The 22,490-nt window shown below is 60.2% G+C and carries 15 protein-coding genes, 1 tRNA gene and 2 pseudogenes; 15 read left to right on the plus strand and 3 right to left on the minus strand.

Going from position 1 to position 22,490, the window contains the following annotated elements; all coding sequences use genetic code 11:
• The first annotated feature begins 79 nt into the window (after positions 1 to 79).
• The 3 genes from NKI16_RS15550 (at position 80) to NKI16_RS15560 (ending at position 3,096) form a co-directional block, all read left to right on the plus strand.
• The gene (locus tag NKI16_RS15550; protein WP_352782299.1) at positions 80 to 904 is read left to right on the plus strand and encodes a hypothetical protein; all 825 of its coding nucleotides are present in this window, start codon (positions 80 to 82) and stop codon (positions 902 to 904) included.
• Between the two features lie 72 nt (positions 905 to 976).
• Positions 977 to 1,501 carry a GNAT family N-acetyltransferase gene (locus NKI16_RS15555; protein WP_352450247.1) on the plus strand — a complete coding sequence of 175 codons (525 nt, stop codon included), beginning with the start codon at positions 977 to 979 and terminating at the stop codon, positions 1,499 to 1,501.
• Between the two features lie 203 nt (positions 1,502 to 1,704).
• Positions 1,705 to 3,096 carry a hypothetical protein gene (locus NKI16_RS15560; protein ID WP_352570077.1) on the plus strand — a complete coding sequence of 464 codons (1,392 nt, stop codon included), beginning with the start codon at positions 1,705 to 1,707 and terminating at the stop codon, positions 3,094 to 3,096.
• A 97-nt stretch (positions 3,097 to 3,193) separates the two neighbouring features.
• Here NKI16_RS15560 and NKI16_RS15565 read toward each other — a convergent pair.
• Positions 3,194 to 3,419, minus strand: a pseudogene (locus tag NKI16_RS15565) (adenylate/guanylate cyclase domain-containing protein); the annotation flags it as partial.
• 216 nt (positions 3,420 to 3,635) lie between these two features.
• On the opposite strand from NKI16_RS15565, the gene NKI16_RS15570 reads away from it, so the two are divergent.
• Positions 3,636 to 6,935 carry an adenylate/guanylate cyclase domain-containing protein gene (locus NKI16_RS15570; RefSeq protein WP_352782300.1) on the plus strand — a complete coding sequence of 1,100 codons (3,300 nt, stop codon included), beginning with the start codon at positions 3,636 to 3,638 and terminating at the stop codon, positions 6,933 to 6,935.
• Between the two features lie 19 nt (positions 6,936 to 6,954).
• A complete protein-coding gene (locus NKI16_RS15575) occupies positions 6,955 to 7,635 on the plus strand; it encodes a redoxin domain-containing protein (protein ID WP_352577329.1) in 681 nt (226 codons plus the stop codon).
• 85 nt (positions 7,636 to 7,720) lie between these two features.
• Here NKI16_RS15575 and NKI16_RS15580 read toward each other — a convergent pair whose 3' ends face one another.
• A complete protein-coding gene (locus NKI16_RS15580) occupies positions 7,721 to 10,693 on the minus strand; it encodes a trifunctional glycosyltransferase/class I SAM-dependent methyltransferase/polysaccharide deacetylase (RefSeq protein ID WP_352782302.1) in 2,973 nt (990 codons plus the stop codon).
• A gap of 161 nt (positions 10,694 to 10,854) precedes the next feature.
• Between NKI16_RS15580 and NKI16_RS15585 the strand changes: the two are divergent.
• The 6 genes and pseudogenes from NKI16_RS15585 to NKI16_RS15610 all read left to right on the plus strand — a co-directional run.
• Positions 10,855 to 11,000 (plus strand): annotated as a pseudogene (locus NKI16_RS15585) (IS110 family transposase); the annotation flags it as partial.
• 612 nt (positions 11,001 to 11,612) lie between these two features.
• Positions 11,613 to 12,278: a DUF3450 domain-containing protein gene (locus NKI16_RS15590; RefSeq protein ID WP_031211579.1), complete on the plus strand. Its 666-nt coding sequence runs from the start codon at positions 11,613 to 11,615 to the stop codon at positions 12,276 to 12,278.
• 94 nt (positions 12,279 to 12,372) lie between these two features.
• Positions 12,373 to 14,943: an OmpA family protein gene (locus tag NKI16_RS15595; protein ID WP_352782303.1), complete on the plus strand. Its 2,571-nt coding sequence runs from the start codon at positions 12,373 to 12,375 to the stop codon at positions 14,941 to 14,943.
• 15 nt (positions 14,944 to 14,958) lie between these two features.
• A complete protein-coding gene (locus tag NKI16_RS15600; RefSeq protein ID WP_245274668.1) occupies positions 14,959 to 15,450 on the plus strand; it encodes a Rab family GTPase in 492 nt (163 codons plus the stop codon).
• Between the two features lie 3 nt (positions 15,451 to 15,453).
• Positions 15,454 to 16,524, plus strand: a complete 1,071-nt coding sequence (locus tag NKI16_RS15605; protein WP_023675981.1) for an adenylate/guanylate cyclase domain-containing protein — start codon at positions 15,454 to 15,456, stop codon at positions 16,522 to 16,524.
• A gap of 440 nt (positions 16,525 to 16,964) precedes the next feature.
• On the plus strand, positions 16,965 to 19,190 hold the full coding sequence (locus NKI16_RS15610) for a mechanosensitive ion channel family protein (protein ID WP_023675982.1): 2,226 nt from the start codon (positions 16,965 to 16,967) through the stop codon (positions 19,188 to 19,190).
• Positions 19,191 to 19,322: 132 nt separating this feature from the next.
• Here NKI16_RS15610 and NKI16_RS15615 read toward each other — a convergent pair.
• Positions 19,323 to 19,397, minus strand: a tRNA-Gly gene (locus tag NKI16_RS15615).
• Between the two features lie 230 nt (positions 19,398 to 19,627).
• On the opposite strand from NKI16_RS15615, the gene NKI16_RS15620 reads away from it, so the two are divergent.
• The 4 genes from NKI16_RS15620 to NKI16_RS15635 all read left to right on the plus strand — a co-directional run bounded on the left by NKI16_RS15620 (position 19,628) and on the right by NKI16_RS15635 (position 22,482).
• Positions 19,628 to 20,125 (plus strand): prolyl-tRNA synthetase associated domain-containing protein, encoded by a 498-nt coding sequence (locus NKI16_RS15620; RefSeq protein ID WP_352577320.1) that lies wholly within the window; start codon positions 19,628 to 19,630, stop codon positions 20,123 to 20,125.
• Between the two features lie 85 nt (positions 20,126 to 20,210).
• Entirely contained in the window at positions 20,211 to 21,203 is a 993-nt protein-coding gene (trxA, locus tag NKI16_RS15625; RefSeq protein WP_352782304.1) for a thioredoxin, read from the plus strand.
• Between the two features lie 163 nt (positions 21,204 to 21,366).
• Positions 21,367 to 22,038, plus strand: a complete 672-nt coding sequence (locus NKI16_RS15630) for an LON peptidase substrate-binding domain-containing protein (RefSeq protein ID WP_023675985.1) — start codon at positions 21,367 to 21,369, stop codon at positions 22,036 to 22,038.
• A gap of 204 nt (positions 22,039 to 22,242) precedes the next feature.
• A complete protein-coding gene (locus tag NKI16_RS15635) occupies positions 22,243 to 22,482 on the plus strand; it encodes a Trm112 family protein (RefSeq protein ID WP_023675986.1) in 240 nt (79 codons plus the stop codon).
• The last annotated feature ends 8 nt before the right edge of the window (positions 22,483 to 22,490 follow it).

Consider the following 22,490-nt stretch of genomic DNA (forward strand, 5'->3'; position numbering starts at 1 on the left):
TTTCCATTCGGCGGATTTTAACCGGCCGCAAGCAGCACTATGATGGTCCATGGAGCATTCATCTTTGGGATTTTCTCCCATGCCGACATCAGACAATCCGCCATTTCCCGCGGCCCTGCGCCTTTTTTCTGCGGGGGTCATCGTCGTCCTGATCGTAGGCGCCGGCCTGCTTTTCATGCCTGCGATGGTGAAACCGGGCTGGCCTTGGGCCGTCACGCCGTTCAATGCGCGCTTCCTCGGTGGCTTCTACACCGCCGAAATGGTCGTGATGGCGGCACTGCTGGTCTGGAATCGCTGGTCGCCCGGCAGGCTCGTGCTCGTCATGGCCTTCATCTTCACCGTCATCGTGTCGGTGGCTTCGTTCATCAATCTCGGCTATTTCAACTTCGAGCGCAAAGCGCCCTGGCTGTGGTTTTTGGTCTATCTTGCATCGGTCGCGGTATCCGGGCTGTCCCTGTGGCGGGCCAGGGCCGGTCCTTCTGCAAAAGGCGTGACCTTAAATCCCGCATGGCGCGGCTACATGCCGGCGGAATCCGCGATCCTTGGGCTCTATGGCGTCGGCCTGTTGCTGTTTCCCCTGACATTCAGTGGCATCTGGCCATGGCCGATCGATGCCTTCCACGCTCAGGTCTACAGCGCCATCTTCCTCGCCGGTGCGGGCGGTATATATCTCGTCTGGAGAAGCGCGCCGCGCGAGGAACTGCTGGTGCTCGGGTTGGCGCAGTTTCTGGTTGGCCTGCTTACCATCCTCGGCGTCGTCATCACCGACGCTGCGGTGCACCGGATCGACTGGACGGCGACCGGGACATTGTGCTGGCTCGCCCTTTTCGGCTGGATAGGCATCAGCGGCGTCTTCAAACTCTACGCCGCCTCCCGGTATTTTAGCTCGCAATCGGCATCATAGGTCAGAGACGGCTGGATTTTCAGGTGGCGTCCGGTGCATCGTACCGGGCCGATTGCCTTCGCCGGGAACGCCATGACCAGCACGACCTCGCCACCCTCCGAGAAAATCGAGCCGCTGCTGCGGTCCGTCCGGCCAAGCGATGCGGAGGCGCTTTGCGCTATCTTCAACATGCCGGGCTTCCGCTGGGGCACGCTCAGGATGCCTTTCGAGATGGTGGAGCAGGTGGCGCGGCGCATTGCCAAGTCCGGCCAGGAAACCACCTGGATCGTTGCCGAGCTGGACGGCAAGGTCGTCGGCCATGGCAGCCTGGTCGTGCAGGGTTCACCGCGCCGTTCGCATATCGGCGAGATCAATATTGGCCTTGACGATGCCTTTGTCGGCAAAGGTATCGGCTCTGCCATACTTGGCGCGCTGCTTGACGTGGCCGACAACTGGCGCGCCCTGAAGCGGGTCGAATTGACCGTCTATGCCGACAACGAAGCGGCTCTCCGTCTCTACAAAAGCCACGGCTTTGAGGTCGAAGGCCGGCATGTGAAGGCCGGCTTTACCGACGGGCAGTACCACGACCTCCTGAGCATGGCCCGGCTGCGGTTCTAAGATCCGCTGTTTGGCGTTAGCTGTTTAGCCAGTCTGACAATTCGTGCCGAGCGAACAGGTGATTGCTCATGGAGAGCTGCGTAGGATACGGCCATTTCGTCTCACGCCATCTTAATCGAGTTGACGATCTATGTGTGGGCCGGCCGCATCCAGCAAGTCTGGTCTCGCTTGGCGTTTGCACCGCAAGCGGCTAGACGGGACCAATGACCGCCGTCTTTGATCCTACCTCTACCCCTACGCCTCCGGTGGAAATTCTGGCTGTGCTGTCGCTGCTCTGCCCGGAGGTCGTGCGCGACATCGAGCAGAACTGGAATGCACCGGTTTCCGACTACGCCCGCCATCTTTGGCGGCCGGTGGCAAGGCCTGCATCGGGCCCGGCGATCGCTGCCCGCTCGATCCTGCGCGAAGTCCTGCATCAGCGCCTCGGTATGACCATGCAGCCTGACGAGATCGGCAAAGCCCTCGACGAGTTCGAGCACAGACCGGTGATTCAGTCCGGCCTGCACTGCCTGCTTCTGATGGACCGGATCACCTTCGATGCCCTCCTGCTTGCCTGGCTCGGCGCGGTCGAAAACGGGCTGTCGGCCTTCGTCGGCTTCATGGGAACGACGATGACCATGGAGACAGTTGGCCGGGAGGGGCCGGGATGGCTCGACGTCGGCGACGACAAGATCAACCTCTTTGGCATGGGGCGCCACAAACTGTGCCGCAAAAGCGCCTGCGTGGCCGGTCCCGTCTCCCTCAACAAGCGCGCGCTCGAAGCGGTGGGCGACGAAACGGATGGCAGCCGCTGGCTGGGCACACTGCTTGCCAGCCAGGACAAGGTGTTTGAAACCGCCGCCGATGCGCTGACTGCCCTGAACCAGGATCTGGTCGCCAATTGGGATCGTGCCGGCATGGCCCTACCGGTTTTCATCGATGATCGGGCCGCCGCGGCTGCCATGGCGCGGCATCTGGAATATGACGGCAGCCTTCTTTCCAGGCTGCTCATTGAACCCGCAAGACGCCAGCGTCTCGAACATGCCTGGCAAGAGGCCGCATCGAGCCCATTTGGCAGATTCCTGCCCAATGCCACGGACTATTTCTGGGGCATCCGCGAGGAGCGCGTGCGCAAGCTCGTTCTCGAGAACGGGCACCTGATCGAGCCTGACAGGCCGCAAGGTCTTTCCATCCCGTTCGAGCGGCCACATCTCAGGCGGGCGCTGCTGGAAGGCGTGCTGCTGCCGAACTTGTTCCTGACGTTCCTTGTCCTTGCCATATTGCCGCGCGTGCGGGTCGTGGGCGGCCTGAGACAGATTGGCTACGTAGCGCTTTTCCACTCGATCCTTCTGGCCGTGCTGGACGAAAACGCGCCGGAAGAGCGCGATCTGGCCGCGGAGCTGCAGGTTCGGGAAAATGCCTGGGGCATGCGGGTCATCGATGAAAAGATCTCAGTCCGCGAGCAGCTTGCCGGCCTGCCGGAAGTGGCGCTCTTCCCAAACCTGCTCCGGCAATACCGATTGCGGACATTTGCCGAGACGACCGACGACCTGAAACTGGTTGGCGAAAACGCCAGATGGCGCAAGATCGGCCAGGCAGAGATCAAGCCGACCTGAGACTAGTGCGCAACCGCAAGCGACGGCGATCTATCGGGGAGCCTCTAGCGTCTGATCCGGCCGCATAGGCCTCACCTGTCATTGCACCGCACCGCCCCTTGCGGAGCCCATCCACCACGTGTTCGAAATCGACCGGTTCTTGTAGGGCAAGACTTTGCGACGGTATTCCAACGAATAGTCGGGATTGACGCGAAGCACCTCCTGCCATGCCGCGCGGGCTTCGGCGAAACGGCCCAGATGGCCGTAGCTGCGGGCCGGAAGCGCGCGAGACGTCGGTGACAGCGTTGCGAGTCAGCCCGTTGCATCAAGAGGTCAACGGCCTCTCATCTTCATGATAGCAGGAAGACGGAGGGTAAGAGGGAACTTTCGCAGACGACGGCCACGCAGCCGCCCGAATGGGCAGCGCTCTGCCACCGGACCCACACGGATCGCTCGCTGCCGCTTGCCCGTCGACGACTATCGGTGCATCCTTGTGAATAGCCTGGCCGTGAAGTGTGGGCGAGATCACGCCGTCACGGCCACTAGTGAGGTCTTGTTCGATGGACTGCTCGGGCTGCGGTTTCGAGATTGAGGGCGGTTACGCCTTCTGTCCGAGGTGTGGCAGGCGCCAGCCCGTGCCATGCGCCAGTTGCGGCTACACCTGCGCACCTGATTTCGAGTTCTGTCCGAAATGTGGGGCAAGCGTTGGTGCGCCCGCAAAAGCCGTCGAACGGCCTGCTCCGGCACCAAGCCGGACCATTGTGCCGTCTTCTCGAACTCCGTCGCTGCTTCCGAACATCGAAAACGAAGAAGGGCTGCATCCCGTCTCTGACGCCGATCGCCGGACGGTAACGGTCCTGTTCGCCGACCTTTGCGGCTTTACGACACTCAGCGAGCAGCTCGACCCCGAGGTCATGCAAGCGCTGCAGAACAAACTGTTCAAGGAATTGACGGCGGCCGTGCGAAACTTTGGTGGTTTCGTCGACAAATTCATCGGCGATGCACTGCTCGCTTTGTTCGGTGCGCCGGTCGCGCATGAGGACGATCCGGAACGTGCGCTTCGCGCCGCTCTCGACATGATCGCCCGGACGGCGCGGCTCGGCGAAAGCACCCCCCACTCCGGCTCGCCTCTGTTACTCCACATCGGCATAAACACTGGTCCGGTCGTTACTGGCGGATTGGGCATCGGCACCGCCAGATCCTATTCCGTGACCGGCGACACAGTGAATACGGCGCAACGCCTGCAATCGCTGGCCGCACCGGGTGAGGTGCTGGTAGGCGAGCTCACTCACAGGCTGACCCGGCATGCCTTCTCTTACGAGTCGCTGGGTGATGTCGTGTTTCGCGGCAAGGCCGGCAGCGTGCTCGTTCATCGACTGGACGCACCGCTAGCGGTGCCGCGTGCAGCGCGCGGGCTCGAGGCGCTCGGCCTCAGTGCGCCGCTAATAGGTCGTGGTGCGGAGCTCAATAGAATGATGGCGAGCCTTGACCAGGCGTGCGGCGGCTCGGCCCAACTTGTCCGCCTCGTCGGAGAAGCCGGCATCGGGAAATCGCGGCTGGTGAAGGAGTTCGTCGCCCGCGTCGGCGACGAGGAGCGTTTTCGCAACGTCGCCGTGCGGCAGGCCACGTGCTCACCGCTGGGTGAACAATCTTTTGGCGCCTTGGGCGCAGTGGTGCGCAGCGCTGCCGGGATGATGCAAAACGACAATGGGGACGAAATGCGGGGGAAGCTCGCAGGCTTGCTTGCCGATCTCGGCCTGCAGGGCGAGGAGGCGAAGCGGCTGATGCCTTTGCTCTACCATGTGCTTGGCCTTGGCGACCCCGATGCCACCTTGCAGCATGTCGAGCCCGAGCAGCTGCGGCGGCAAATTCTCTACGCAGTCCGCACAATCATCGAACGGCGGCTTGCGTTGTCGCCGCTATTGATTGTCGTCGAAGACCTGCACTGGGCGGACGCCGTGTCGCTCGAGGCACTACGTTTCGTGATGGACAGGTTGGAACGCACGCGGTTGATGTTGCTGGTCACGCATCGTCCGGCGCCGGACAACGACCAGCTCGACTCAAGTCGGGTCAGTCACACAGCGCTCAGGCTTCCGCCACTCAACAATGATGACGGACGCAGCCTGCTGGCAGCGCTTTTCGGCGAGAGCTGGGTAAGCTCCGCGGGAGGGCTTCTCGACCAGATCCTCGAGCGCGCGGGCGGCAACCCCCTTTTTGTAGAGGAAATCGTTCGCGGCCTTATCGATCGCGGTGTACTGATGCGAGAGGGCCAGCGATGGCGGACTGTGGCAGGCGAAGTCGCAACCGGCATCCCCGCCACTATCCAGGCAATGTTGCTTGCCCGCGTCGACCGGCTGCCCCAAGAGGCGCGCCGGTTGGCCCAGGAGGCCGCGGTAATCGGCCCGCGCTTCGATGCCACACTTCTGAAAACCGTGACAGCCGACCCCGGCCGGCTCGAAGCCGGCTGCGAACTGCTTTGCGATGCGGAAATCATCGAGGAAGTTGCCGGATCAGGGTCGGTCTCGTCTCAAAGCTACCGCTTTACGCAAACATTGCTGCAGGACGTGATCTACCAGAATCTGCTCCTGCAACGCCGGACCGAAATCCACGGGCGGATCGGTGCTGCCTTGGAGCAACTGTGCGGCGACGAGCCGGAACGGCTCGAGGATTTGACCGTGCTCGGTCATCATTTTGCACAGAGCGCCGAGCGGGAGAAGGGCGCGCATTACCTGCAGGCGGCAGGCGATCGCGCTCGCATGATATATGCCAACGACGACGCCCTTCGTTTCTACGAGCGAGCACTGACTGCGTTGGGCGCGATCGGGCAAACACCGCTCAAACTGGCAATTGCAGAGCGCATTGCCGATTTGAGCGGCCCGGCAGGCCGCCGCGAGATCGCGCACCACCACTACGAGACGGTGTTGCAGGCATACCGCGAGTCGGCCAATCGCGTCGCCTCGGCGCGAGTTTTGCGTAAGATCGGTCGGCTACTCTGGGATGTCGGCAAGCGGGACAAGGCAGAACCCCGCTATGCTGAGGCGGCAGCGCTCCTCGATGGAGCGGATGCCCCGATCGAGCAGGCGCATCTGTGGCAAGAACGTGGCCGACAGGCGTTCCGTAGTGGAGATCACGCTCTCGCGGCAAAATGGGCAGACGCGGCGCTGGATTGCGTAGGCACACTGACAACGGAGCATGTCTCCGAGGTAAGGTGTGATGCCACTCTTGTGACCGCCGAGGCACTCAATACCAAGGCTGTCGCGCTGGCTCGCCTTGGGCGAAACCGTGAGGCCGTGCGTCAGGTTGAGCGTAGCATTGAATTGGCCGAAGCCGCCGGTCTGCTGGGCGCGGCCTGCCGCGGCTACACCAATCTCGGCGTGCTTTACACGACCATCGATCCCGCAAAGGCGATGGAGGTCTGTCGGCGCGGTCTTGAAGTGGCGCGCCGTATTGGTGATTTGGGTTTCCAGGCGCGCCTCCTCGCCAATCTGGCGGTCGCTTGTTGTACTTTCACGGATCGCTGTCCAACGGAGGGCGTGCCTGCTGCCGAGAAGGCCATCGAGATCGACCGGGCGCTCGACCAGCGCGAGCACCTGCCGGTGCCGTTGATCGTGCTTGGGCAGATCCACCAGTGCAACGGCCGTCCGGACCTGGCGGTTGGGTTGTTCCACGAAGCACTGGACGTAGCTCGCGAAACGGGCGAACCCCAACTGCTGTTTCCGTGTTATGATGGTCTCGCAACGCTTAATCTCGACCTCGACAATCTGGCCGAGGCCGAACGCTACTTTTCCCTGGCGCAGGGTATATGCGCCCAGCACGGGCTCGACCCGGAAGCGCTTGTGGTGCTGCCTTTTCTCGACTAGCCGGGGTTGGAGGTTGGAAATGTCCGCGCGTAGTGACTTGGTGCCGCTTCAACCGGGCGACCGTGCGCCAAACGTGGTACTCGACGCCATTACCCAGGAAGGCAAGATCGCGCTTGACGATTTTCGCGGCCAAAAACCGGTGCTGGTCGGCCTGTTTCGAGGTCTGCATTGCGCGTTTTGCCGGCGCCATATCGCCGCCCAGGCGCGGCTTGATCCGGAGCTGCGCGAAAAGGGCGTGGAGAGCCTGACGGTGGTCAACACGCCGATCGAACGGGCGCGTCTCTATTTCCGCTACCATCCGATGCCGAATCTGCTTGCGGCCTCCGATCCTGAACGCGCTTCACATCGTGCTTTTGGACTGCCCAATCTCGAATTCACCCAAAACGAGACGAACTGGCCGTACAAGGTCTCGATGGCAGCGGCAAAGGATATGCGGGTCGACCTACCAGGCGAGTTGCCCGGTCCTATGGATCCTCTTGCGGCCAGCGAAATCCTCAACAAGAGGGACCATTACGAGCTGACCGAAGCCGACGAGCAGATGCTAGCAACGGGACACGGACAATTGGTCGGTCAGTTCCTGCTGGACCGGCAGGGGATCGTCCGCTGGAGCTTCACGGAGGTTCCCGAGGGTGGGCGATACATGTTTGGGGCGCCAAGCCCGCAGGAGCTGATGTCAGCCGTATCCCAAGTCGCCCAATAGACTTGCGAACGAGGTAAGCGGGCGGGACACCGAATAAAAAGCGGAACCAATTTGTTACAAATCTAGATACTGGCAAGTTCACCGTTCATGCGAGCACGGCCTCGACTTTGCCAACAAAGTCATCGAGCAAGTGATCTCCGCGAATCTCGATGCGCGGAAGGTCGATGGGATCGCAATCAAGGTCCGCCGGCCCGTGTCTGCCGCCGAAGCCGATTCGATAGCCGCACTCCTTGGCCAGCCTGCCAAGCCGTCGGTCGGTGACAGAGAAGGGTGCCGCGAACGCCGTGGTTGGCCGACCGGTCCATCGTTCGATGAACATACGAGAGCGCAGGAGCTCGGCGGCCAAATCAGAGCTCGACAGACCATCGATCGCGCGATGCGTCGCCAGATGGCTTCCGAAGAACGCACCTTCGCCGGCGAGGCGTCGCACCGTCCCAGCGTCCATAAGCTGCGTCGGCGGGCCGCTGTAGGCGTCCCATTGTGCACTTTCACCCACCAAGTCCGTCACCAGGAACACTTCCGCGGTCAGGTCGTTCGTGCGCAAGGCCGGCCAGGCATGGTCGGCAAAGTTCTGGAAGCCGTCATCGAAGGTGATGAGCACTGGGCGGCCAACGAAAGGCTGACGGTTGACGATGAACCATTCCAGCTGCTCGGAGCTAATCGCGTGAAAGCCATTGGCGCGCAGCCATGCCATTTGGCTGGCGAATGCGGCGGGCGCGAGCCGAAAACGGGCGAGCGCGGCCGGACCATCATCGGCGACGCTGTGATACATGAGGACGGGGATACGCTGCCGCCGCTCGCTACGTGCCACGTCGCGGCGCAAGGCCCGCGCCCCGCCCCAGACGATATTTCGCGCGACCCCGATTTCAACGGGTGCGCGGATTGGCACATGATCTACCATCGGTTCCGTCGCCACGTCGCCTGGTGACAAGCGGCGGAAGCGGTCTATGCGGTAGAGCTCGGTCTGGATCGATTGCTCGAGTACGAGGCCGTGGGTCGCTGCCAGGGTCTCTGAGATCGCTTGTGCACCGAATGTGTTCCAGTCGAAGCCCGTCCTTCCAACATTGTCTCGTAGCACAAATGCGTGTGCGCTGATGAAACTGCCGCCAGGCGCCAACGCCTCAATGAGTTTTTTGGCGATGCGCCGCAACTCGGTGAGATCGTCCAGGTAGTAGAGCACTTCCGAACACACGATCAGATCCATTTCGCCCGGCAGCGTGTCCGCAGAGAAATCCAGTACGCCGAACTCAACATTCGGCTGATCGCTGCATCGCGCGCGCGCCCGTCCGACGGCTACGGCGGAGATGTCAGTTGCGGTCAAATGGCCCACGCGCGGCGCCAGCTGCCGCGTGAAGTGGCCCTCCGCGCAGGCCAGCTCAAGCGCCCGTCCGATGGGACCGGCAGGCAGAATTTCGAGCTGCCGCTCATATTTTTCCTGCTCATAGGGCGAACCGTAGTTCCAGGGATCCTCGGTCGCGAAATGGCGATTCCAGAAAGATGTGCGATCATTGTCGCGCCCATCCGCGGCCCGTGCACGGCGCGGCGCTGTAAAAGGCTCTTTAGTTTCGGCGCTCGACCGAACCAGCGCCTGCGCTTCCGCGGCCAATCCCGCGAGTTTGCCGAAATGGCTGTCCCGATCAGACCGGCGTCCCGCAATGGACAACAATGCCTCGGCTGCAAACATGTTTGACTTGTCGGCACCGGCGCCCTTTTGCGGTGCATCTACAGGCGATCGCCTTGCAAGTCGCGCGGCTGTGTGCATAGGCCGCTCAGGGGGCACGAAATTCAGGATCAATTCAATCCAATGACGCCTTGTCACTCTCCCGAGTACGCCGAACTGCACGAGAGCCTCGATCTGACCATCCATCATCAGATGGGCATAGATTTGATCGATTCCTTCCGGCACTTCGATCGAGGCCGGATTTCGCGCGTCGACACGAATTCCAAGTGTCCGCGCCAGCCTGCGCGGCGCGGCAAGATCGTCGACATCGAGCAGCATTTGCTCAAAATGATACTGCACGCGGCGAGCCGCGTCGGGATTATTCCAGACCTTGCCGAGTTCGATGATCAACTCGGTGAGGGAGCCGCCGAACCTGTCCCACCTGGCAGCCAATTGCGCTGGCACCGACAGGCTTCCTACCATAAGGCCATCGACGGCCACCTTGGCGATCTCACGCGCCCACTTACGTCCTGCCGGGAGCGCGCGCAGGGACTGCGGGTTGATCGAGCGCGAGCCGCAGCCGCAATCCGATGCGGCGTTCCACAACGCGAACCACGCGAGTGCTTCTGAAGCGGTGCGGCCGTTCGCCTCGATCGCTCCATTGGCGTGAGCCGATGCCGGGTTTTTGACCCTGGGATCGGCGGAAAAGCCGCGGGCGATCACGATTTCCGCATCTGCCAGCATCTGCGTCGAATTGCGGCTGAGCGAGTTGGGGCTGACCCGATAAAAAGCGAGCGGCTCGTCGAGCATCACCCAATTTTTGCCTAGACGTGCGAGGCGCTGCCACAGATCCCAGTCCTCGCAAGTGCGCAGCGACACATCGAAGCCGCCCAACTCGGCAATTGTCTTCCGGTCGACGAGCAGCGCGTGAGTGCGGATCGCGCACCGGCGCGCGAATGTTTCGAAGGGCTGGATCGCAACCTCCGTCGCGATGCTCGACTGGGTGAGTTCGCCATCGGGCATCACGCGCCGGGAACCGCAATAGGCGGCGACCGCATCGGGCGCGGCTTCAAGTGCGGCCAGCATTTTCGCAAGGAAGCTGGCATCAACCCAATCGTCCGCATCCAGAAACATGAGCCAGTGGCCGCGCGCTGTCGACATCCCGATATTGCGCGCGCCGGCGGCGCTATACGCGCAAGAGCTCAACGTCCGAAACCGGGCATCGTGCTCCACATAACCGGCGATGATCGCGGGGGTGCGGTCCGTGGAGGCGTCGTCGACGATGATCGCCTCCCAATCCACTATTTCCTGATCGAGAAGGCAATCGAGTGCGCGCGCCAGCGTTACCTCCGCGTTGTGCGCAGGAACCACGATTGAAACCAAGGGATTATGCGCCACGCCGTGTAACCCGCGCGTTGGTTCGAAGGTAGAACAAGAGTCCCGAAACATAGCCGGCGATTTCCTGCCAAAGGAAACGGTCCTCAGGGACGCTGCGTCCAAACAGTCTCCTGCGAACTCTTCCGAGCCGCCGCGACGCCGCCATTTGGCTGCAGAGCGAGCTTGCTCCTGTCGTGCTACCGAAGTTGGAAGCCTGGCGCAGCATTCGCATCCGTGCCGCCGAGCTTGGGCGCCAGCTGTCGCAGATGCACGTCAAAGCCAAGCATGCCGCATACTCATGTCGATCCCCGGAGTCGGCGCCATGACCACAGGCGGCGGTCCCGGGCACCGTATGAGTGCAATAGCTATGGCAACCTGACGTCTTTTGCAATTGGGGGCGCAACAAATGCCGCCCACTGAAGCTTTGGTGTGAATGACTGCAGTTATTGGGACTGTCGCTCCCCTCCTATCGACCGAAACGCCTCGATTCCGAGGTGCATTCTCGAACAGCCATTCTCCGTGCGAAAGAAGACCTTCCTTCTACCGTTGGGCCCGCATCGGAAGCTGATCGTCGCAGTATACAGTCGGGTGCGAGACGGTACGTGCACCGCCAGATCAGCTACTTTAGACACTTCTAATGAGTCTGCGCTACTTAATTGCGCTCCAGTAGCTATAGCCTGACATTGTATTACTCATTTCGATAGTAGATTGCGTCCAATGATCGATTAGATTAGCCGGTTATGGCTGCTATCACAAAGAGATGCGAGAGCGACATCAATCGGAACTCGTGCATTTGCTGCTAGTCCAAGAGATGTAAAAGGGAGGCACGAATTGGCTTACGTCAAGAAGATTCCGGCTTGCGAGCCGGGTATTTTGCTGGCATGCTTGCTGGTTTCTGAGTGATGCACTGTGGCAATTGTTCAAAGAAGGGGGCATAAAGATGGCCAAGGAATCTTCGAATACCGCTTCTTCAGCAAATAAAGCGGACGCAAATCTGATAAGTAATGCAGACGGAAGCGGGCTGACCTTCATGGCGGGCCAGGCTCGCGAGAGCGGGGCCCCCGGCGACGCTGTAGGTGTCGACAAGATACGTGATCTGCTGTTCGGCAACCAGATGCAGGACTATGACCGCCGCTTTTCCAAGCTTGAAGAACGGGTCTTGCAGCGCTTCAAGGATGTCGAATCCGAGGCCAAGCGCAATCTTGAAATGTACGAGTCAAATGCAAAGAAGCAGGTCGACTCGCTTGCGGCGCAATTGCGGAACGAAAAAGACGCGCGAGCCGACGCCGATAAGGAGATTGACCGGAATCTTCGCGAGCAAAATCAGGCGCTCGAAAAGCAGGTGCGCGCGTTGTCGGATCAGTTGAGCGAGCTTGAGCGGGAAGTTGCGGACCGGATAAATCGAAACGATCATTTGCTGCGTGAGGAAATCAAGCAAAAGAATGAAAGCATTCAGATGCTGATGGAGAAAATGTTTTCCGATCTTGGCAATGTCAAGACCGACCGAAATCTTTTGGCTGGCCTGTTTGTCGAGGTTGCAAAATGTCTAAATCAGGATCCCGTCGGCAGCAAGAACAACTCGGAGCGTACCTGGAAAGTGAGTTGATCGGAACTTGACGTCGACTGTCGACCCAATCAGCCTCCCTCAAAGAGCAGCTTCGAACGATACAGAGATTGATCGCGAGGCTCTGGCTCGCCTTTTGATCGAAATTGCCCGGAACGTTGATCCGGACTATCGTGCGCGTCTCGAAGGAGTTCCAGCCGCCGATCCTCGTATGGAAACGCTGCGCCAGTTGCTGGTCGGCCGCGAAATTTCGGAGCTTTCACGAGTTACGCACCTGCTCGACGAACCCGAGCAGCTTGCGGCTGCACTGGGGAGCGTTCTCCCCAGTGCAGCCGCACGTGCGCCTCATGCGCAACTCGGAGAGGCCCTTGCGCCAGCTGTCGAGAGGGCCGTGCAACGGTCCATCCAGAAGAGCCCACGTACGCTGACGGATATATTGTACCCGGTGTTTCTGCCGGCTATTCGCAAGTCGATCGGCGAAAAGATCGACCAGACCTTTCAATCGCTGAATGAAACTTTAAGACATATATTTACCTGGCATGGGCTCAAGTGGAGATTTGAAGCTTGGAGAACAGGTGCAAGCTTCTCAGAAGTTGTGCTTAAGCATTCTCTTGTCTATCGTGTAGAACACGTCTTTCTAATCAATCGCAATTCCGGGCTTTTGATAGCGCATGTAACTGCCGATAATGCAACTAGCGAAGATCCTCAACTCATTTCTTCTATGCTTAGTGCAATTCAAGATTTTGTAAAAGACTCATTTAACGAGAAAGAACAGAGCGGCCTGGACACCATTCGTTTCGGGGAGCTTCGTCTCTGGTCGGAAGTTGGACCGTTTGCGACCTTGGTTGCGGTGATCCGGGGAAATCCGCCGGAGGAGTTACATGAAATGATTCGCGATGTATTGCTTCGCGTCCATGATGAATGCTCACAGGCTCTAGAGCAGTTTGACGGCGACAGTTCGCAGTTGGCCGGCGTAGAGACGCAGTTGCAGACCTGTGTTGAACTGAAGCAGGAGGAATCAAACCAGGGATTTCCGTGGCTGGTAGTCGCTGCAGTCCTGCTGGTTTTGATTCCGGCAGGCGGTTGGTTCTTTCTTTCCTGGCAATCCGGGCAGCGCTGGCAGGCCTATGTGTCGCGACTGGGGACCCAGCCGGGCATCATCGTTGCCGAACAAAAGGTGCGCGATGGCCAATTCTATATTGCCGGCCTGAGAGACCCGCTTGCCGCCGACCCGCAGGCTCTGTTGGCCGGAACGCAGGTCGATCCCGCCCGCGTTCATTCGCAGTGGCAATTCTATCAGAGTCTTGATCCGGAGTTCGTGTTGAAGCGGCTAACGGCGTCGCTGGTTCCGCCGGATTCAGTACGACTTTCGATCGTCAATGATCGCATCGTTGCCGAGGGTGAGGCTCCCGACACCTGGATAGATCGGGCGCGCGCAGCGGCCCAACAACTTTCGGCAGGCGGACCGGAATTCGATATCTCCAGGGTTCGTGATGTGAGCCCCGAAGCACGCGCGGCGGAGCGCTGGCAGGCCTATGTGTCGCGACTGGAGGCCCAACCGGGAATCATCGTCGCCCAACAAACGGCGAGGGGCGGACATTTCTATATTTCCGGCCTGAGAGACCCGGAGGCCGCCGACCCGAAGGCTCTGCTGTCCGGAACAGGGGTCGATCCTGCTCGCGTTCATTCACAGTGGCAATTCTATCAGAGCCTTGATCCGAAGTTCGTCCTGAAGCGGCTGGTGGTGTCGCTGACCCCGCCGAAATCGGTTCGGCTTTCGATCGTCAATGATCGCATCGTTGCCGAGGGTGAGGCTCCCGACACCTGGATAGATCTCGCACGCGCAGCGGCCCGACAGCTTTCGGCAGGCGGACCGGAATTCGACATCTCCAAGGTTCGTGATGTGAGCCCCGAAGCACGCGCGGCGGAGCACTGGCAGACTTATGTGTCGCGACTGGAGGCCCAAGCGGGAATCATCGTCGCCCAACAAACGGCGAGGGGCGGACATTTCTATATTTCCGGCCTGAGAGACCCGCAGGCCGCCGACCCGAAGGCTCTGCTGTCCGGAACAGGGGTCGATCCTGCTCGCGTTCATTCACAGTGGCAATTCTATCAAAGCCTTGATCCGAAGTTCGTGGTGAAGCGGCTGATGGCGTCGCTGACTCCGCCGGATTCAGTACGGCTTTCGATCATCAAGGATCGCATCGTTGCCCAGGGTGAAGCTCCTGCCGCCTGGATAGATCGGGCGCGGGTCGCCGCCCAACAGCTGTCCGCGGACGGACTCTCTCTAGAAATCTCCGAGCTGCGTGAGTTGACCCCTCCGCAACTCACTCATTTGAGGGAGGCTATTCAAGCGGTCGACATTTTGTTCGATTCTGGCAAGGCTGTACCGGGACCAGAGCAACTGCCGGTTCTCGACAAATTGGCGAATCAGTTGAAGGAATTGGCCAAGGCCGCCCGCAAGGCAGGCGTAACAGCACAGTTCATGTTGACCGGCCATTCGGACGAGACGGGCCGTGAAACGGCCAAGTTGTCGATCAGCGCCGCGCGCGCGGAAACAGTTCGTGCGCTTCTCAAGAAGCGCGGCGTCGATCCGGAGTTGCTCTTGGTTCGCGGCGCGGGCACCTTTGAGCCAGCGGAGATTGAAAATAGCCGAACCGGGAACTCCGCCAACCGCAGAGTTTCGGTTACGGTAAACTTCCACTAGGCGGAGCCCAGGATATTGCAAAAGAAGATCTGCATGTTGGGCGGGTTCGCTGTCGGAAAGACCAGTCTGGTTCGCAGGTTTGTGCAAAGCATCTTTTCAGAAACCTACTTGACCACGGTGGGAGTGAAAATCGACAAGAAGAGCGTCGCATTCCCGGACAAAACCGTGGATCTGATTTTGTGGGATTTGGCCGGCGAAGACGATATCGGCTCATTCCGCGTCAGCTATGTGCGAGGTGCGAGTGGGCTCGTGCTTGTCGTCGATGGAACACGCGCTGCTACTCTTGCCGTGGCGCTCACGTTGCGCGAGCGGGCCGAGGCTGAATTCGGCGCTATGCCGTTTGTATTGCTGTTCAACAAATCCGATCTGGCCGATCGGTGGGCAATATCGGATAGTGAAATTGACGAACTGAGGCAACTTGGATGGCAAGTCTATCTAACAAGTGCGCTTTCGGGTGAGCATGTTGATGATGCGTTTCGTCAACTTGCTTCGATGGTCAGCAAATAAACCATGCACGTCTTGCCAAGAGAAGTTAAAAGCTGGATTTACGATTTCTTCTACAACGAGCGCTCGGTCGCATATCTGAAAATCGACGCCCAGCTTTGCATAGCTGCGAAGGGCGGTAACGTTAAACATTACGGACTCTCGTCAGTTCGCATAGGTAAGCCTGTTGCCGAGCAGCTTGAATTCATGGAAGGTTTGTTGCCCTGCCCGGAGCTTCCATATGATATGGCCATGGTCGAACTTCCCAGCGGGCGTGTCGCGGACCTCCATCTTTTTGCTGACAATGCCTGCGTGTGGCTGCTCTTTCTTGACGCCAATGCCGAACGCGACAATAGGCAGCGGCTTCAACAGAAGGCTTATGAAATGACGCTCCTGCAAGAGAGGGAGCGTCAACTCAACGAGAAATTACAATCGATGAACGAGGCGTTGAGGGCGAGCCAAGAGGGATTGTCGCGTGAATACCAGCGCGCCGAAGCCCTGCTCCTCAACATTCTTCCGGCGTCTATCGCGGAGCGGCTAAAAGCGCACGAAGAAATTGCAGACAACTACGCAGAGGTGAGTGTGCTTTTTGCCGACATCGTCGGTTTTACGGAAAGAGCGCGGAACGTCGGAGCCGTGACGACGCTCGCTATTTTAAATTACTTCTTCAAAGCGGCGGATCTGCTCTCGGAGCGATACGGCTGCGAAAAGATCAAGACAATCGGCGATTGTGTGATGGTGGTCGCTGGCCTGCCCGCCGCGCGATCCGATCATGCGGAAGCCCTTGCGCACTATGCGCTTGAACTGCGGAAGGCGGTTAAGCTCGAACGCTTCGCAGGAGAACCGATAAGACTCAGAATTGGAATTCACTCAGGACCAATCGTGGCGGGCGTCATAGGCAAAAGGCGGTTTGCCTATGACCTATGGGGCGACACCGTTAATCTCGCCGCACGTATCCAAACGTCCGCGGAGCCCGATGAAATCCGTATTTCGGATGCAACTCATCAACTGCTTGGACCAAATTTTGCTTGCGACCCGCTCGAGGAAACGGAATTGCGTGGTACAGGTCGTGTGCGAATGTGGCGGCTCCCGGCCTGATTTGCCGCATGGCAGTGCCGACCCGGAAGCGCATTGCATCTCAAGCAACATCATGGTTTCGAATGTCCGCAGCGGTGCGCGAAGCAGTTGACCACCGAGCGACCGCCAAAGGTCTGTCCTGGTCAACTCAGGAAATCAGTTCCTGAGATTTAACGTCGATGCCCAGTTCATAGAACTGGCCGGAGGCCTGGGCCGAGGTCGGAATGCCCTGCCCCCGCGGCTAAATAAACACCGCCAAGTACCCGGCGCAACGGTCTGGCTCGGAACGATGACGTCTTGCACCGCAACATCGGTTTCTTCAAGGTAGGGCAACAACGGACATAGATGTCGTTGCTCGCCGATCTGACCGGAAGGTTAACAGCACGATGCCACTCATGACTCGACGATTGGGAGCCAGGAACCTGGCGCGCCCGGCACGGCGTCTCGGAGACCTGACTGCGATGTTTGCCCTGATTGCCAGGCCGCTCGTCTTTGGGATCGCCCTTTTGTTGGCTGGTCAGGCGCAGGCGCAGGCGCCGGCGACCGTCCCGCCTGAAAGGGTCAAACAGTTGTTCGAGCTTCTCGACGATCCGTCAGTGAAGGCCTGGGTGGCCGAACAGCGAAATCAGGACGCCGGGTCAACGGGAGCGCCCGCCGAGAGAGGGGCTTCGCCGACCGACGCATCGTCCGGCGCCGTGGCCGCACCAGGCCAGATGAATACGATGGCATCCTCGACGCTCGATGGAATCAGGCATCATATCGAAAGAATCGTGCGAACTTTGCCCTTGCTGCCAGGCCAGTTCGCGCGCGTTCGGGCAGAGACGATGGAGGATATGTCCAGCAAGGGGCCTGCCGGCGTATTTGTGCTGATTGCAATGTTCATCGCTGCCGGCCTGGCACTCACTTGGGCAACGTTCAAGCTCACCCGTCCATTTCGTCTTTGGATTATCGCGCAACCGAAGGATACGCCCGTTGGGCGAGCCAAGAAGATTGGTGGCCGCCTGCTTTATTCCAGCATGCTGATAGTCTCTTTCGCACTGGGCAGCGCCGGCGCGTTCATGTTGTTCGACTGGCCGATGCTTATCCGCGAGATTGTACTGACATTTCTGATGGCGGCAGTCGTTACATGGGGTGTGCGCATGTACGTCATGGCGATGCTCGTCCCTTCCTTCATGAACGTCGAGAACGCCGTCGAGGTTCGTGCTTTGCCGATCACCAACGAAGCGGCTGACCATTGGTCCTATTGGCTACCCCGGATCGTCGGCGTCTTCGCCTTCTTCGGCGCCGCGTTTATCCTCTTGCCAGGTCTCGGCATCGATCAGGACGGAATGATGGTCCTGTCACTGGGCGCCGATTTCGTGCTGCTGTTGCTCCTGCTGCTCGCCATTTGGCGTCGGCCAAGAACGCAGCGAGACGGTGCGCGCCACATCGGTCACACGGAAGCGACATGGCTATTGACTGCTTATTTCGTCGTCCTGTTCCTGCAGCGTATCGCCGGCCTTTATACATACTTCTGGTTCACCTTCGCCGCATTCTTCCTGCCTTTGGCAATCGTGGTGACGCAGCGCGGGGTTAATTTCGTTCTGCGGCCAGGTTCGGAAGATGTCGGCCGGCCCACGATCCCGGCGGTGACGATCGCTGTCATCGATCGCGGAATCCGAATGATTTTCATCCTGGCGGCGGCTTACCTTCTCGCACGTGTCTGGGGTCTGGACATGCAATCCATGCGGGACAGCGATACGACGACGACGTTCATATTGCGCGGCTTGATCAATGTCGTGGTCATTGCCCTCGCCGCCGACTTCGGCTGGTCGATCATCAAAGCTTTGATCGAACGAAAGCTGGGCATCGAAACACCGCACCCTGTGATCAGCGACGAGGACGTCCCGATCCTCGATCCGCAGCAGGCGCGGCTGCACACGCTCTTGCCGATCCTCCAGAATATTCTGCTCGCATCGATCATCGTGATGGCGGTGCTTATGATGCTCGCCTCGCTGGGTATCCAGATCGGCCCATTGATCGCCGGCGCTGGCGTCGTCGGCGTCGCCGTGGGCTTTGGGGCACAAACCATTGTCAAGGACGTCATTTCAGGCGTGTTTTTTCTGCTCGATGATGCGTTCCGTGTTGGCGAATACATTTCATCGGGCAATTACAAGGGTACTGTGGAAAGCTTTTCGCTGCGCTCGGTGAAGCTGCGCCACCATCGTGGTCCGCTGTTCACGATACCTTTCGGTGAACTCGGGGCAGTCCAGAACCAGAGCCGTGACTGGGTTATCGACAAATTCAACATCACCGTTGGTTATGACACTGATATCGACTTCGCTCGCAAGCTGATCAAGCGGATCGGCCTCGAACTGGCGGAAGATCCCGAGTTCAAACACTGGGTGCTCGACCCGATCAAGATGCAGGGCGTACAGGAGTTCGGCGAATACGGCATCGTATTGAGGGTCAAGGCCACAACCAAGCCGGGAGGCGCCTTCGGTATGAAACGCAAATTCTATGTACGCCTCCGCCAGGTCTTCAAGGAGCAGGGAATCGAACTCCCATTTCCAACCGTCCAGGTCCAGGGGCTACAGAACCAACATGGGGCAGAGAATGCACCGTTGGAGATCACGCCCGAGTTGAAAATGGCCGTCGCGCAGTCGCACACTATTCGGCGCAGAAAAAAAGCTAGCACAACGGAATAGAAAAGCTGCGACACCTGCTGGTCACAGTGCGGCTTTCCGCGCATCGCCCATGGCAGGGACACTCTTTTCGCCACGTAAGCAAAAGGCGCCCCGAAAGGCGCCTCTTAATCGCTTGGTTCCCCTCAAGGAAACTGGAGCGGGTGAAGCGATTCGAACGCTCGACCCCAACCTTGGCAAGGTTGTGCTCTACCCCTGAGCTACACCCGCTCGCGCGGCTTTTGGGCCGCAAGCCGCGCCTATATGGCTGAAGAGCGCGGCGATTGCAACAGGGAATTCGCAGGCTTTTTGCTTCGTCGGCAATGCGAACAAGCCTCCTGCGAGACGTCGCAAGGCAATCGCCCCCGCGTTGCGCGACGGGCTTGTCTTGGCCGCATCATTGGCCGTAAACGGCGTTAGCCGAACAAGCCGTTGAAAGCGGGCCATCAGAAGAAAGACCGATGCCGAAGACCGAAGCCGAACTTTTCGCCTTTCTTGCCGGACTCGGGATCGAGGTATCGACGCGGCGGCATCCGCCGCTGTTCACGGTCGCCGATTCGCAGGCGCTGCGCGGCGAGATTCCCGGCGGCCACACCAAGAACCTGTTCCTCAAGGACAAGAAGGACAATTTCTTCCTGGTCAGCGTCGGCGAGGAGGCGGTGGTCGATCTCAAGCATATCCACCATCTGATCGGCGCTGCCGGGCGCGTGTCTTTCGGCCGGCCGGAGATGCTGATGGAGCTTCTCGGCGTCGTCCCGGGCGCGGTCACGGTGTTCGGGCTGATCAACGACACTGAGCGAAGGATCAAGGTCGTGTTGGACGAGGAGCTGATGAGCCATGCGGTGGTCAATGCCCACCCGCTGACCAACGAAGCGACGACTTCCATCGCTGCCGCGGACCTGGTCAAATTCGTCGAGGCAACCGGACATGATGCTGTTATCTTGAAAGTCTCGGCATGATCGCCACATGGGTGACTGAAACCGGGTTCTAAAGAAGGATGTTGCGCCCGTCCCTTGGCCGGCGGCGCGACCGAAAGGCGACGAGATGAGTGATAGCAACCCCTTTGGCGGCCCATTTGGCAGCAATGGCGGCCGGTATGCCACCACCGTGCAATATGGCGGCACCGATGCCGCGCGTGAGAAGGTCGCGCTTGCGGAGGCGCCGGCCGACGTCATCAAGGACACAACGACCGCTGGATTTGCCGCCGACGTGATCCAGGAATCGCGTCACCAGCCGGTGCTGGTCGATTTCTGGGCGCCGTGGTGCGGCCCTTGCAAGCAATTGACGCCGCTGCTGGAGAAGGCGGTGAAAGCCGCCGGTGGCAAGGTCAAGCTGGTCAAGATGAATATCGACGACCATCCATCGATCGCCGGCCAGCTTGGCATCCAGTCGATACCGGCGGTCATTGCCTTCAAGGACGGCCAGCCGGTCGACGGCTTCATGGGCGCCATTCCCGAGAGCCAGATCACGCAATTCATCCAGAAGGTCGGCGGCAAGAACGGCGGTGCGCCGCAAGTTGCCGAGGCGCTGGCCGCGGCCGCCGAAGCGCGCGACGCCGGGGACGTGCAGACGGCGGCCGACATTTACGATGCCATCCTGGAACAGGCGCCGGAGACGATCGAGGCGATCGCTGGCTTGGGCGATCTGCTGTTCGAGGCCGGCGATGCCGAAGGTGCCGAGGCGGTGCTGGCGCGGGCGCCGGAAGCAAAGAAGGATGCGGCCCAGCTCGCCGCGCTGCGGGCCAAGATGGCGCTCGCCGCGCAAGCAGCAGTGCTCGGCAATCCGGCGGAACTGGAACGGCGGCTGGCCGAAAATCCCGGGGATCACCAGGCACGGTTCGAGCTTGCCATGATCCAGAACGCGAAGGGTGATCGCATGGCGGCGGCCGACAATCTGCTGGCGATCATCAAGGCCGACCGCTCGTGGAACGACGACGGCGCCAGAACCCAGTTGCTGCAGCTCTTCGAGGCATGGGGCATGACCGACGAAGCAACGCTGTCGGCACGGCGCAAACTGTCGTCGCTGCTGTTTTCCTGAGCCGGCGCAGACTGTTTTGTCGCGCGGGCTTGCGGTGGGCCGCGGCTGCGCCAGATTAGGTTTTCGGACGGCGTTCGATTTCAGGTTTCCGGTGTTGCGCCTTGTGCCGGCCGGGAGGAGACGGATTTGGTGCGCTTCCTGACAAAGCGATCGGAGGATTGAGGTGCAGGCGGGAAACGCGCATTACCGGCTCGCTGCGGACTTACCGTCGACCATGCCGATCTTTCCGCTTGAGGGCGCATTGCTGCTGCCGGGAGGCCGCATGCCGCTCAACATCTTCGAGCCGCGCTATCTGCAGATGGTCGACGAGGCGATCGCCGGGCCGCGGCTGATCGGCATGATCCAGCCCAGCCTTGACGGTGCGCTGCGTCCCGACGGCGAGCCGGAGCTCTGCAATGTCGGCTGCGCCGGGCGCATCATTGCGCTGTCCGAGAGCGGCGACGGCCGTTACCTGATTTCGCTGCAGGGCGTGTGCCGGTTCCGTATTGTCCAGGAGCTCACGGTCAAAACACCGTTCCGGCAGTGCCGGTTGGCACCCTTTCTCGCCGATCTCGACGAGGAGCAGGCAGACGCCGAGATCGACCGGCCGGCGCTGCTCAAAGCGTTTCGCGCCTATCTGCAGGCTAACGATCTGGAGGCCGACTGGGAAAGCGTCAGCCGCGCCGAAAACGCCATGCTGGTCAACGCACTGTCGATGATGGCGCCCTACGGGCCGGCCGAGAAACAGGCGCTGCTCGAAGCGGCCGATCTGAAGACACGCGCCGAGACCCTGATCGCCATCACCGAAATGGCGCTGGCGCGCGACAATGAGGATTTCGGTTCGAGTTTGCAGTAGGTTCTTGCCTTCTCCCCTTGTGGGAGAAGGTGGATCGGCGCGCAGCGCCGAGACGGTTGAGGGGTACTGGACGGAGTGCCGTCGGTGCCAAGCTGGAACACCCCTCATCCGACCGAGCTTCGCTCGGCCACCTTCTCCCACAAGGGGAGAAGGAAGTTCGCGCTCGAAACCTTAACCCGATTTGCCCAGATAAGGACAAACCAAATGGCGGATGGACGTGACGGGAACAGGACTGTCGACCCCAAGCTGCTGGAACTCTTGGCCTGCCCGCTGACCAAGGGGCCGCTTGCCTGGGATCCGGAGCGCGGCGAGCTTATCTCGCGGGTGGCAAAGCTTGCCTATCCGGTGCGGGACGGCATTCCGATCATGCTGCCATCGGAAGCGCGTGTCATCACCATAGATGATGCCATGCCACCGCCGCCGCGCCTGGGTGGAACGCCCTGAGTGCTGCG

This window comes from Mesorhizobium sp. M0698, from assembly GCF_040320455.1.
Classification (GTDB): domain Bacteria; phylum Pseudomonadota; class Alphaproteobacteria; order Rhizobiales; family Rhizobiaceae; genus Mesorhizobium.